The 12,246-nt window shown below is 73.8% G+C and carries 12 protein-coding genes; 6 read left to right on the top strand and 6 right to left on the bottom strand.

Features of this window, described 5'->3' with window-relative positions; all coding sequences use genetic code 11:
* The 4 genes from PKY62_RS09750 to PKY62_RS09735 form a co-directional block, all read left to right on the top strand.
* On the top strand, positions 1-390 hold a 390-nt coding region (locus tag PKY62_RS09750), incomplete at its 5' end, for a glycerol-3-phosphate dehydrogenase C-terminal domain-containing protein (RefSeq protein ID WP_324536518.1).
* Between the two features lie 85 nt (positions 391-475).
* Entirely contained in the window at positions 476-1,204 is a 729-nt protein-coding gene (locus PKY62_RS09745; protein ID WP_324536519.1) for an MIP/aquaporin family protein, read from the top strand.
* A 48-nt stretch (positions 1,205-1,252) separates the two neighbouring features.
* Positions 1,253-2,770 carry a glycerol kinase GlpK gene (glpK, locus tag PKY62_RS09740; protein WP_324536517.1) on the top strand — a complete coding sequence of 506 codons (1,518 nt, stop codon included), beginning with the start codon at positions 1,253-1,255 and terminating at the stop codon, positions 2,768-2,770.
* Positions 2,771-2,901: 131 nt separating this feature from the next.
* Positions 2,902-3,747 carry an NAD-dependent epimerase/dehydratase family protein gene (locus tag PKY62_RS09735; RefSeq protein WP_324536516.1) on the top strand — a complete coding sequence of 282 codons (846 nt, stop codon included), beginning with the start codon at positions 2,902-2,904 and terminating at the stop codon, positions 3,745-3,747.
* Here PKY62_RS09735 and PKY62_RS09730 read toward each other — a convergent pair whose 3' ends face one another.
* Both PKY62_RS09730 and mgrA read right to left on the bottom strand, forming a co-directional pair.
* Complete coding sequence (locus PKY62_RS09730; RefSeq protein WP_324536515.1) at positions 3,748-4,557, bottom strand: alpha/beta fold hydrolase; 810 nt, start codon at positions 4,555-4,557, stop codon at positions 3,748-3,750. It lies immediately after the preceding gene.
* Positions 4,554-5,615: an L-glyceraldehyde 3-phosphate reductase gene (mgrA, locus tag PKY62_RS09725; protein WP_502875828.1), complete on the bottom strand. Its 1,062-nt coding sequence runs from the start codon at positions 5,613-5,615 to the stop codon at positions 4,554-4,556. Before mgrA ends, PKY62_RS09730 begins: the two co-directional genes overlap by 4 nt.
* Before the next feature lie 40 nt (positions 5,616-5,655).
* On the opposite strand from mgrA, the gene PKY62_RS09720 reads away from it, so the two are divergent.
* Positions 5,656-6,303, top strand: coding sequence for an SRPBCC family protein (locus PKY62_RS09720; RefSeq protein WP_324536513.1), 648 nt, complete (start codon positions 5,656-5,658; stop codon positions 6,301-6,303).
* A 17-nt stretch (positions 6,304-6,320) separates the two neighbouring features.
* On the opposite strand, the gene PKY62_RS09715 is transcribed toward PKY62_RS09720, so the two are convergent.
* The gene (locus PKY62_RS09715) at positions 6,321-7,115 is read right to left on the bottom strand and encodes a hypothetical protein (protein WP_324536512.1); all 795 of its coding nucleotides are present in this window, start codon (positions 7,113-7,115) and stop codon (positions 6,321-6,323) included.
* Between the two features lie 94 nt (positions 7,116-7,209).
* Here PKY62_RS09715 and PKY62_RS09710 point away from each other — a divergent pair, with 94 nt between their 5' ends.
* Positions 7,210-7,674: a tRNA (cytidine(34)-2'-O)-methyltransferase gene (locus PKY62_RS09710; protein WP_324536511.1), complete on the top strand. Its 465-nt coding sequence runs from the start codon at positions 7,210-7,212 to the stop codon at positions 7,672-7,674.
* 1 nt (position 7,675) lies between these two features.
* On the opposite strand, the gene PKY62_RS09705 is transcribed toward PKY62_RS09710, so the two are convergent.
* From PKY62_RS09705 to PKY62_RS09695, 3 genes are all read right to left on the bottom strand, one after another.
* Complete coding sequence (locus PKY62_RS09705; protein ID WP_324536510.1) at positions 7,676-8,653, bottom strand: NAD-dependent epimerase/dehydratase family protein; 978 nt, start codon at positions 8,651-8,653, stop codon at positions 7,676-7,678.
* Positions 8,654-8,751: 98 nt separating this feature from the next.
* Positions 8,752-10,320: a serine hydrolase domain-containing protein gene (locus PKY62_RS09700; RefSeq protein WP_324536509.1), complete on the bottom strand. Its 1,569-nt coding sequence runs from the start codon at positions 10,318-10,320 to the stop codon at positions 8,752-8,754.
* Between the two features lie 67 nt (positions 10,321-10,387).
* A partial coding sequence (locus PKY62_RS09695; protein WP_324536508.1) for an ATP-dependent Clp protease ATP-binding subunit occupies positions 10,388-12,246 on the bottom strand: 1,859 nt, incomplete at its 5' end.

Genomic DNA, 12,246 nt, shown 5'->3' with positions numbered 1-12,246 from the left:
TACGGCTCGCTGCTCACCGAGATCGTCGAGTCGGTCGAGGCCGACCCGTCGCTCGGCCGGCCGCTCGCCGGGGCCCCGGCGTACCTGCGCGCCGAGGTCGCCTACGCGGCGAGCCACGAGGGCGTGCTGCACCTCGAGGACGTCATGGTGCACCGCACGCGCCTGACCTACGAGCAGCGCGACCGCGGCCTGGGTGCCGCCGAGGAGATCACCGAGATCGTCGGCGACATCCTCGGCTGGTCGCCGGAGCAGCGCGCCGCCGAGATCGCGTCCTACACGGCGCGGTGCGAGGCGGAGGAGGCCGCATCGTTCGAGACCGACGACGCGACCGCCGAGGCCACCCGCCTGCGGGCCACGGACGTCGCGCCCCTGGCTCCGCTCGCCTCCTGAGCGCGCCACCCCGACCCTCCGGGCGCCCTCGCCCGGAGCGCACGTGACATCGAAGTCCCGCGAGTGAAATGAGGAGTCCATGGACGTGTCTCTCTCCGACGTCTTCGTCTCGGAGGTGGTCGGTACCGCGATGCTGCTGCTCCTCGGAGCCGGTGTCGTCGCGAACGTCATCCTGCCCAAGAACAAGGGCTTCAACAGCGGCTGGATCGTCATCTCGTTCGGGTGGGGCCTGGCCGTCTTCGCCGGCGTCTTCGTCTCCGCGAAGTCCGGTGCGCACCTCAACCCGGCCGTCACCGTCGGCCTCCTGGCCGCCGGCAAGGAGGAGTACGCCGCCGGCGTCGCCGTGACGTTCGCCTCGACGATGGTCTACTTCGCGGCCCAGCTCATCGGCGCCTTCCTCGGCGCCACCCTCGCCTTCCTCGCCTACAAGAAGCACTTCGACGAGGACGCCGACGCCGGCACCAAGCTCGCGGTGTTCTCCACGGGCCCCGCGATCCGCTCGTACAGCTGGAACTTCATCACCGAGGTCATCGGCACCTTCGTCCTGGTGTTCGTCATCCTCAACTTCGGCGCCCAGCCCAACCAGCTCGGCCCGCTCGCCGTCGCGATGCTCGTCGTCGGCATCGGCCTGTCCCTCGGCGGACCGACCGGCTACGCGATCAACCCGGCCCGTGACCTCGGCCCCCGCATCGCCCACGCCCTGCTCCCGATCAAGGGCAAGGGCTCCAGCGACTGGAGCTACTCCTGGGTCCCCGTCCTCGGCCCGCTCACCGGCGGCGCCATCGCCGGCCTGCTCGCCGCGGCCCTCGCCTGACAGCTCGACCCCAGCACGACATCCCGCACAACGACGTGAAGGACAGACATGGCTGACTACATCCTTGCCATCGACCAGGGAACCACGAGCTCCCGGGCGATCGTCTTCAACCACTCCGGGCGCATCGTGGCCTCCGGCCAGAAGGAGCACGAGCAGATCTTCCCCAAGCCCGGCTGGGTGGAGCACGACCCCGCCGAGATCTGGGACGGCGTCCGCGAGGTCGTGGGCCTGGCCCTGACCCGCGCCAACCTCACCTACCTCGACATCGCCGCGGTGGGCATCACCAACCAGCGCGAGACCGCCGTCGTGTGGGACCGCACCACCGGTGAGGCCGTCTACAACGCGATCGTCTGGCAGGACACCCGCACGCAGAAGATCTGCGACGACCTCGGCGCGCTGGGCGGCGGCGCGACCCGCTACAAGGAGCGCGTCGGCCTGCCGCTGGCGACGTACTTCTCCGGCCCGAAGATCCGCTGGATCCTCGACAACGTCGAGGGCGCCCGCGCCAAGGCCGAGGCCGGCCAGCTCGCGTTCGGCAACACCGACGCGTGGGTGCTGTGGAACATGACCGGCGGGGTCGACGGCGGCGTGCACGTCACCGACGTCACCAACGCCTCGCGGACCATGCTCATGGACCTCGAGACGCTCTCCTGGGACGCGGACATCGCCGCCGAGATGGGCATCCCGATGTCCATGCTCCCGGAGATCCGCTCCTCGTCCGAGGTGTACGGCACGGGCCGTCAGGGTGGTCTGGTCCCCGGGGTGCCGATCTCGGGCATCCTCGGCGACCAGCAGGCCGCCACGTTCGGCCAGGCGTGCTTCGAGCCGGGCAACGCCAAGAACACCTACGGCACGGGCAACTTCATGCTGCTCAACACCGGCACCACGCCCATCCAGTCCAAGAACGGCCTGCTCACCACCGTCTGCTACAAGATCGGCGACACCCCCGCGGTGTACGCCCTCGAGGGCTCCATCGCGGTGACGGGGTCGCTCATCCAGTGGCTGCGGGACAACCTGGGCATGATCTCCACCGCCGCCGAGATCGAGACCCTCGCGGCCTCGGTCGAGGACAACGGCGGCGCGTACTTCGTGCCGGCGTTCTCCGGCCTCTTCGCGCCGTACTGGCGGTCCGACGCGCGCGGCGCGCTCGTCGGCCTGACCCGGTACGTCAACAAGGGCCACATCGCGCGGGCCGCCCTGGAGGCCACGGCCTTCCAGACCCGCGAGGTGCTGGACGCCATGAACGCCGACTCGGGCGTGGACCTCACCGAGCTCAAGGTCGACGGCGGCATGATCGCCAACGAGCTGCTCATGCAGTTCCAGGCGGACATCCTCGGCGTGCCGGTGGTGCGGCCGCAGGTGGCCGAGACCACGGCGCTCGGCGCGGCCTACGCGGCCGGCATCGCCGTCGGCTTCTGGACGGGCGAGCAGGACGTCATCGACAACTGGGCCGAGGACAAGCGCTGGACCCCGTCGATGGACGTCGAGGCCAGGGAGAAGACGTACCGCACGTGGAAGAAGGCCGTCACGAAGACCTTCGACTGGGTGGACGCCGACACCGAGTGATCCCGGTGGACGCCTGAGCGACGAGAGCCGGGCACCCGCCCCCGACCGGGGCGGGTGCCCGGCTCTCGTGCTGCCCCGGCCGTCGCGCCGCTGCGGTCCGTGGGGTGGGCGCGCGGGTGCACGATGGGGGCATGACGACGATCGCGGTGACGGGTGCGTACGGCAAGGCCGGGCGCGCGGTGGTGGCGGACCTCCTGGCGCACGGCTACACGGTGGCGGCCACGGACCTGGCCGGTCTGGCCGGCGGCGACGGGGACCTGGGCACCGACGTGGTGCTGGCGGACCTCACCGACTACGGGCAGGTGGTCGAGGTGCTGGCCGGGGCCGACGCGGTGGTGCACCTGGGCAACATCCCGGCCCCCGGTCGCGCGACCGCCCCCGAGACCATCCACCGCAACACCGCGATGAACACCAACGTCTTCCTCGCCGCAGCCCGGCTCGGTCTCGGCAAGGTCGTCTGGGCCTCGAGCGAGACCACGCTCGGGCTGCCGTTCGACGTCGCACCGCGCTACGCGCCCGTGGACGAGGCGCACTACCCGCTGCCGACCAGCACGTACGCGCTGTCGAAGGTGCTCGGCGAGGAGACCGCGCGGCACGTCGCGAGCTGGTCCGGCATCCCCTTCGTCGGGCTGCGGCTGAGCAACATCCACCGCCCGCAGGACTACGCGGCCGTGCCCGGCTACTGGGCCGACGCGCGCTCGCGGCGCTGGAACCTGTGGGGCTACGTCGACTCGCGCGACGTCGCTGCGGCGTTCCGGCTGGGACTGGAGACCGCGACGACCGGCTCGCACAACGTCATCGTCGCGGCGGCGGACACGATCATGGACCGCCCGTCGGCGGACCTCATGGCCGAGGTGTTCCCGGACGTGCCGATCACGCGCGAGCTGGGCACCTACGAGACCCTGCTCGCCGTGGACGGTGCGCGCGACCTGCTCGGGTACGTCCCCGCGCACTCCTGGCGCGAGCACATCGGCTGACTACGCGTCGGCGCGCGCCAGGACGGCGGCGACGGCCTCGACCACCTCGGCGCGGGCCTCGCGGCGCACGTTGTGGCCGGCGGGCAGCGGGACGTGGTGCAGCAGGCTCCCGAGCAGCTCACCGGCCCGGCGCACCTGCTCGTCGTCGACGATCGCCCCACGCGCCGGGTCTCCCGTGAGCAGCGTGACGGGCATCCGCAGCGCGGCGAGCGACTCCACCCAGTCCCGGCCGTCCCAGACGTGCGGGACGGTGATGACCCGCGGGTCGTGGACGGTCTTGGACGCGGCCCACGGCTCGAGCTCGTCCGCAGGCCAGTCGAGGCCCTCGGCCGCGAGGCCGGCGAGGAGCTCCTCGCGGCCCAGCCCCGCCGTCGCGCGGACGCCGTCGCGCAGCATCGTCGGCACGCCGAGCTCGTCGAGGTCCCGGCCCACGCGCCACGCCGGGTCCTCCAGGACGAGCTCCGCGACGAGCTCCGGCGCGGTGAGCGCGAGCTCCTCGGCGACCAGCCCGCCCATCGAGTGGCCGATGACCACGGCGGGCCGGCCGAGCACGGCCCGGACGACCGTCGCGGCGTCGGCGGCGAGGGCCGCGATGGTGAACGGTGCATCGGGCAGCGGCGTGCGGCCGTGGCCGCGCGCGTCGATCGTCAGCACCGTGCGGCCGGGGACCCAGGCCGGCACCAGGGGGCCCCAGCAGCCGCCGTCGTCCGACCAGCCGTGCAGCGCGACGAGCGGCACGCCGTCGCCCGAGCCGTAGCGGTCCCACGCGACGTCGCCGGTGCGCCCTGCCTCGTGCTCGATCGCGGTCACCGCGCGGTCCCGTCGACGGCGTGGACCTCGATCGCCGCGATCTCGTCCGCCGTCAACGGCGGTGCGGTGAGGGCCGCGACGTTGTCCTCGAGCTGCGCCACGCTCGACGCCCCGATGACCGCCGAGGTCACGCGCTGGTCCCGCAGCACCCACGTCAGCGCGAGCTGCGCGAGCGACTGCCCGCGCGCGGCCGCGATCTCCGCCAGGCCGCGGGCACGCGCGAGGTAGGTCTCGGAGAGCCGCTCGGGCTTGAGGAAGTGCCCGACGGCGGCGCGCGAGCCGGCCGGCACGGTGCCGTCGAGGTAGCGCGAGGTGAGCAGCCCCTGGGCCAGCGGAGAGAAGACGATCATGCCGACGCCGAGGTCGCCGACGGCGTCGAGCAGCGTCTCGGTCTGGCCGTCGGCGACCTGCTCGACGTGCCGGTTGAACATCGAGTACGACGGCTGATGGATCAGCAGCGGCGTGCCGAGGTCGGCGAGGATCGCGGCGGCCTTCCGGGTCGCGGCCGGCCCGTAGTTCGAGATGCCGGCGTACAGCGCCTTGCCGCTGGTCACCGCGGTGTGCAGCGCACCCATCGTCTCGGCGAGCGGGGTGCTCGGGTCCGGGCGGTGGGAGTAGAAGATGTCGACGTACTCCAGACCCATCCGGGTCAGCGACCGGTCCAGCGAGCTGAGCAGGTACTTGCGCGAGCCGCCGTCGCCGTACGGGCCCGGCCACATGTCGTAGCCCGCCTTGGTGGAGATGACGAGCTCGTCGCGGTACGGCCGGAACGTCTCGGCCAGGTGCCGGCCGAAGTTCTCCTCGGCAGAGCCGTAGGGCGGGCCGTAGTTGTTGGCCAGGTCCAGGTGCGTGATGCCGAGGTCGAACGCCCGGCGCAGCACCGCCCGCTGGGTCTCGAACGGCGTGGTGTCGCCGAAGTTGTGCCAGAGCCCCAGCGACAGGGCAGGCAGGTCCAGGCCGCTGCGTCCGCAGCGGCGGTAGGTCATGGCGGCGTAGCGGTCGTCGGCGGCGACGAAGGGAGTGGTCACGCCCGCCACGCTACCGCCGCCCGGGCCCATGGTCGCGGGCCGCAGCCCCGTGGGCGGTGTGGGATGGACCATGGCTCGCACCCGACTCCTGATCACCGCCGCCACCACCGCCGCTGCGGCAGCTGCCCTCGTCCTCGCGGTCAGGGCGGCGCACCGCGCGCAGCTCGGCTGGGGCGCCACGGCCGCCGAGCGGGCCGCCGCGCTGCCCGGCGACGACCTCGGCCCGGCCGACCTCGTGGCGACCCGCGCGATCACGATCGCCGCACCGCCCGCGGCCGTCTGGCCGTGGCTGGTGCAGATCGGGCAGGGGCGCGGCGGCTTCTACTCCTACGACGCCCTGGAGAACCTCGTGGGTCTGCGCATCCACAGCGCGGACAGCATCGTCGAGGCGTGGCAGCGGCTCGCGGTGGGCGACGACGTCCACCTCGCCGACCAGGTCGCGCTCGAGGTCGTCGCGCTCGAGCCGGACCACGCGCTCGTGCTGCGCGGGGCCGTCCCGGTGGACGACGACGGTCCGAGCCCCGCGGGGTTCGTCTGGGCGTTCGTGGTCGAGCCGAGCGGCGACGGCGGCTCGCGACTCGTCGCGCGCGAGCGCTACGCCTACGAGGCCGGCTGGGCCGGCCGGTTCATCCCCCCGCTGAGCTGGCTGAGCGGCGTCATGACGGAGCGGATGCTGCGCGGCATCCGGGACCGGGCCGAGGGCCGCCGCCAGCGGTGAGCGTGCGCCGGTGAGCCTCAGCAGGCGCCGGCGACGTTCCCGGAGTGCACGGCGCCGAACCGCGGGTCGGCGTCCGGGACGAGCAGGTGGATGAGCTCGACGCGCTCCGGGCCCGTTGCTGCGCCCTCGAGGGCGCCGTCGAGCTCGGTCTCGAAGACCATGATCCCGGCGCCGTCCGCGACCCACCACGAGCGGGACATCGGGCCCTCGAACGGGCCCTCGAGGCCCGGGTAGGCCGCCTGGACCTCCTCGAGCAGCGAGCCGACGCCCAGCCCCCCGGCGGTCCGCGGGCTCGCACCGAGCACGTCGATCCGCACCACGCCGCGCACCGGGTCGACCGCCACGGCGAACGCCGGCCCCTCGCCACCGTGCGCGACGGCGTCGAGCGGGTAGCCCGAGGCGGTCCAGCGGCCCGGGTCCCCACCGGTCTCGCCGCCCTCGACGTCGGCGCAGGCGTCCGGGCGGTACTCGATCATCGCGGCGCCGGGGTTGTCGGCCGGGTCGATGCCCAGCGTCAGCGGGCCGAGGCCGGACGTGGCGACGACGAGGTCGGCGAGCGCGGGACGCGGGTCGACGGTCGGCGTGGGGCTCGCCGTGGGGCCGGGCTCCGTGGTCGGTGCCGCGGTGGCCGACGGGGTCTCGCTCGCCGTGGGCACGGTGGCGGTCGCCGGGCCGTCCTGCGGCGAGCAGGCCGCCAGGAGCGCCAGGAGCGCCCCGAGGACGAGCACGGGAACGGCCGCCGCGGCGCACCCCCCGGCTCGCAGTACCCCTCCCCTGGGCTCCGCCCGCCGACCCTCCGTCGCTGCCCGCATGACGACTCCTCCACCGTGCGTCGCGCCCCGGCCCCCTCCGTCTCACGCTACCTCCGACCCACCCGGCGGGCGGGTGGGATGGCACACTGCCCGGGTGCTCCACGTCATGCTCTTCGAGCCGCGGATCGCCGGGAACACCGGCAACGCGATCCGCCTGTCCGCCGCGACCGGGGCCACGCTGCACCTCGTCGAGCCGCTGGGCTTCGACCTGTCCGAGCCCAAGCTGCGCCGCGCCGGCCTGGACTACCACGACCTCGCGCACACGGTCGTGCACCCGGGCCTCGAGGCCGCGCTGGCCGCCGTGCCCGGGGCGCGCGTCCTCGCCTTCACCACCCAGGCCACGACGTCGTACGCGGACGTCGCCTACGCCGACGACGACGTGCTGCTCTTCGGCCCCGAGCCCACCGGGCTGCCGGCCGAGGTCCTCGCGCACCCCCGCGTCACCGCGCACGTGCGCATCCCGATGCTGCCCGGGCGCCGCTCGCTCAACCTGGCCAACTGCGTGGCGGTGGCGACGTACGAGGCCTGGCGCCAGCTGGGGTTCGACGCCGGGGTCTGACTCACCGCGCCAGCGCCTCGACGTGCGCTGGCACGTCGGGGTGGTCGAGCCCGCTCGCGAGCACCCAGGCCCAGGCGTCGGCCACCGACAGCTCCACCGCCCGGGTGGGCAGGCCCAGCTCGCGCGCGCGGCGCGTGTCGACGTCCCACGCGGTGCGCGCGACGTCGGCCGGCAGCCAGAACGGCAGGTCGGACCACGGCTGCACGCCGCCGGCCAGCAGCACGTCGTCGGCGAGCGGGACGAGCGTCGCCGCCGTGCCGCCCGCCGCGAGCACCGCCGCCCGGCACGCCTCGAGCAGCCCGCCGAACGTCGCCATGCCCGCCGGCCCGGTGGCGGTGACCGCCCCCGACCACGGCCGCCCCGCGGCCTCGACGAGCCAGCCCGCGAGGTCGCGGACGTCGACGACGGCGATTGGCTGGTCCAGGCCCGCGGGCACCGCCACGCGCGGCCGGGTGGCGATCCGGTGCAGCCATCCGGTCAGGCGCCGGGTGCGGTCCCCCGGGCCGACGATGAGCCCGGCCCGCACGGCCAGCAGACGCGCGCCGAGCGCCGCGCCCAGCACGAGCTCGCTCTGGGCCTTCATCGGGCCGTACGCGGTGAGGTCGTCCTCCGGGCCGAACGTCTCGTCGTCCTCCGAGCGCACCGGGCCCGGCGGCCAGTGCCGGTAGGCGCTGATGCTGCTCACCTGGACGTATCGCGGGACGTCGCCGAGCACCCGTGCCGCGGCCGCCGCGCCCGCGACGGTGTAGCCGCACGTGTCGATGACGGCGTCCGGGGCGCCCGGACCGACGAGCAGGGGGCCGAGGGCGCGGGCCAGGCCGGCGGCGTCGTCGCGGTCCGCGACCACCGAGCGGACGCCCGGCGGCGGCGAGCCGCGCAGACCGCGGTGCACGACGACGACGTCGTGGCCCCGCGCGAGCGCCGCGTCGACGACCGCTCCGGAGAGGAAGCCGGTCCCGCCGAGGGTGAGGAGTCGCACCCGGCCACCCTCGCCGCTGCCGCCGGCGATGTCGAGCCGAGCCGGGGCTGGCGGCCGTGCGCACGCCGGCCGGGCCGGGCACCCCCACCTCCTGAGCCTCACGGCTCGAGGTGCACCCCGATCTCGGCGACACCCGTCATCTGGGCCAGACGGGTGGGGCCGAACGCCACGGTGAGCTCCGGGTCGACCCGGACCGGGACCGGCACCGCGTCCTGGGCCAGGTGCGCCACGACCCGCAGGGCGAACGGGCCGTCCACCCAGCAGAGCCGCAGCTCGAGGGTGCTCGGCGAGGTCCACGCCGCGGCGAGGGCGACGGGGGCTGCAGGTGCCTGGGCGGCAGCGGGCGCTGCGGCGACCGACGCGGTGGCGTCCGCCGTGGCGTCCCCGGGGGCCGCCGACGCGCTCGTGTCGTCCGCGAGGCGAGCAGTGGTGCGGCCGCGGACCCACGCGTGGTGGCCGGCGACGAGGTCGACAGCGACTGCGCCGGCCAGGCGCACGCGCGCACCGTCGGGGTGCGGCTCGACGTGTGCGGTCACGATGCCGAGCGGGTTCTCGTCCAGACGCACGGTGAGCGGCCGGGTCACCGGCGCGCCCACGGGCCACGGGACGTGCAGCCCCGCGAGGCGCGCGGCCAGGTCGACGTCGACGGGCTCGGGGTCGGGCGCAACCGCGAGCCCGGCTCCGGGCGCCTGCCCCGCGTCGAGGGCCGGCCGCAGGTGGGTCCACACCCGGTCGAGGATCGCTGCCATGTCGCCCTCGCCCGCGGTCATCGCGACCACGGCCTCCTGCTCCGGCAGCACGAGCGCGAACTGGCCGAACGCGCCGTCGCCCCGGTAGCCGTGCCGGCTCCGCCATAACTGGTAGCCGTAGCCCTGGTCCCAGTCGCCCTCGCCCTCGCCACTGGGGACGTGCCGCGCCGTCGCGCGCTCCACCCAGCCCGGCGGGAGCACCTGCCGCCCGTCCCACGTGCCGCCCGCGAGGTAGAGCTGGCCCAGGCAGGCCACGTCCTCGGTGCGCATCGACAGCCCGAAGCCCCCGGTGTCCACACCCTGCGGGCACCGCTGCCACGTGGCGCCGACGACGCCCAGCGGGTCGAGGAGCCGGGGTCGCAGGTAGTCCACCAGGCGCTGCCCGCTGGCTCGCTGCACGATCGCCGACAGCACGTAGGTCGCCGCCGTGTTGTAGACGAAGTGCGCCCCGGGCTCATGGTCCACCGGCGTCGCGAGGAAGGCCCTGACCCAGTCCTGGCGGTCGAACACCGCGTCGCTCGGGTCCACGTCGTGCCCCGCCGTCATGGTGAGCAGGTGCTCGATCCGCATCGCGCGCAGGTAGGCGCTCGGGTCGCTCGGCGCACGGTCCCCGCACCACTGGAGCACCGGGTCGTCCAGGCACAGCAGACCCTCCGCCTCGGCGAACCCCACGGCCGTGGCGGTGACGCTCTTGCTCAGCGAGAAGAGCTGGTGCGGCAGCTCGGCGGCGTAGGGCGCCCACCAGCCCTCGGCGACCACCGCACCGCGGGCCACCACCATGAGGCTGTGCAGGCCGAGCCCGCTGCGTTCGACGTCGGCCAGGAACGCGGCGATGCCCGCGGGGTCGACACCCCGGTCACGCGGCGCGGCACGAGGCAGGCGGTGCAGGTGGCTCTGGCGGGGCTCGCTGGTCGGCACGCGCCCACTGTGACACCGACGGCCGCCCTGCGCGGTGCAGGACGGCCGTCGGTGTCGTGGGTGGCGGTCAGCCCTCGGCGGGCGTGTCCTCCGTGGTGGTCAGCGGCGGCATCGACGAGACGGCGACCCCGACCGGCTCCTCGGCGAGGTCCGGCTGCTCCTTGCCGATGCCGCTGAAGATGAACTCCCCGAGCAGGCCCTCGCCCTCGGCGTCGACGACCACCGTCTGGCCGGGTCGCAGCTCGCCGAAGAGGATCTTCTCCGAGAGCTGGTCCTCGATCTCGCGCTGGATGGCACGGCGCAACGGCCGGGCCCCGAGCACGGGGTCGTAGCCCTTCTCCGAGAGCAGGCGCTTGGCGGCGGTCGTGAGCTCGATGCCCATGTCCTTGTCGCGCAGGCGCTGGGCCAGCTTGGCGATCATCAGGTCGACGATCTTGATGATCTCGTCCTGCGACAGCTGCGGGAAGACGACGATGTCGTCGACCCGGTTGAGGAACTCCGGCCGGAAGTGCTGCTTGAGCTCGTCGCCGACCTTCGCCTTCATCCGCTCGTACGACGTCGACAGGTCCCCGCCGGCCTGGAAGCCGGTCTGCAGACCCTTGGCGATGTCCCGCGTGCCGAGGTTGGTGGTCATGATGATGACGGTGTTCTTGAAGTCGACCACCCGGCCCTGGGAGTCGGTCAGGCGACCGTCCTCGAGGATCTGCAGCAGCGAGTTGAAGATGTCCGCGTGCGCCTTCTCGACCTCGTCGAAGAGCACGACGGAGAACGGCCGACGGCGCACCTTCTCGGTGAGCTGACCGCCCTCGTCGTACCCGACGTAGCCGGGGGGCGAGCCGAACAGCCGCGAGACGGTGTGCTTCTCGGAGAACTCGCTCATGTCGAGCTGGATGAGCGCGTCCTCGTCGCCGAAGAGGAACTCCGCCAGCGCACGCGCCAGCTCGGTCTTCCCGACGCCCGTGGGGCCGGCGAAGATGAACGACCCGCCCGGGCGCTTGGGGTCCTTGAGCCCGGCCCGCGTGCGGCGGATGGCCTGGGACAGCGCCTTGATGGCCGCCTCCTGGCCGACGACGCGCTTGTGGAGCTCGTCCTCCATGTGGAGCAGCCGGCTGGACTCCTCCTCGGTGAGCTTGAACACCGGGATCCCGGTGGACATGGCCAGCACCTCGGCGATGAGCTCCTCGTCGACCTCGGCCACGGTGTCCAGGTCCCCGGACTTCCAGGCCTTCTCCTTCTCGACGCGCTGCTGGCCGAGCTGCTTCTCGACGTCGCGCAGCCGCGCGGCCTTCTCGAAGTCCTGCTCGTCGATCGCCGACTCCTTGTCGCGGCGCGCCTCGGCGATCTTCTCGTCGAGGTCGCGCAGCTCCGGCGGCGCGGTCATCCGGCGGATGCGCAGGCGCGCGCCGGCCTCGTCGATGAGGTCGATCGCCTTGTCGGGCAGGAACCGGTCGTTGACGTACCGGTCTGCCAGCGTCGCGGCGGCCACGAGTGCGCCGTCGGTGATGGAGACGCGGTGGTGCGCCTCGTAGCGGTCGCGCAGCCCCTTGAGGATCTCGATGGCGTGCTGGAGGTTCGGCTCGGCGACCTGGATGGGCTGGAACCGGCGCTCGAGGGCTGCGTCCTTCTCGACGTGCTTGCGGTACTCCTCCAGGGTGGTCGCCCCGATGGTCTGCAGCTCGCCGCGAGCCAGCATGGGCTTGAGGATGCTGGCGGCGTCGATCGCGCCCTCGGCCGCACCCGCCCCGACGAGGGTGTGGATCTCGTCGATGAACAGGATGATGTCGCCGCGCGTGCGGATCTCCTTGAGGACCTTCTTGAGGCGCTCCTCGAAGTCGCCGCGGTAGCGCGAGCCGGCCACGAGCGCGCCGAGGTCGAGCGTGTAGAGCTGCTTGTCCTTGAGGGTCTCGGGCACGTCGCCGCGCACGA

Source organism: Actinotalea sp. (assembly GCF_035443605.1).
GTDB lineage: Bacteria > Actinomycetota > Actinomycetes > Actinomycetales > Cellulomonadaceae > Actinotalea.
Note: the sequence above shows the minus strand (reverse complement) of the source record. Positions and strands in the feature narration are given on the sequence as shown.

Excerpts from the sequence above, each read along its gene's own strand:
- glpK (WP_324536517.1), top strand. The coding sequence starts at position 1,253 with ATGGCTGACTACATCCTTGCCATCGACCAGGGAACCACGAGCTCCCGG.
- PKY62_RS09735 (WP_324536516.1), top strand. The coding sequence starts at position 2,902 with ATGACGACGATCGCGGTGACGGGTGCGTACGGCAAGGCCGGGCGCGCG.
- mgrA (WP_502875828.1), bottom strand. The coding sequence starts at position 5,615 with ATGGGCCCGGGCGGCGGTAGCGTGGCGGGCGTGACCACTCCCTTCGTC.
- PKY62_RS09720 (WP_324536513.1), top strand. The coding sequence starts at position 5,656 with ATGGCTCGCACCCGACTCCTGATCACCGCCGCCACCACCGCCGCTGCG.
- PKY62_RS09715 (WP_324536512.1), bottom strand. The coding sequence starts at position 7,115 with ATGCGGGCAGCGACGGAGGGTCGGCGGGCGGAGCCCAGGGGAGGGGTA.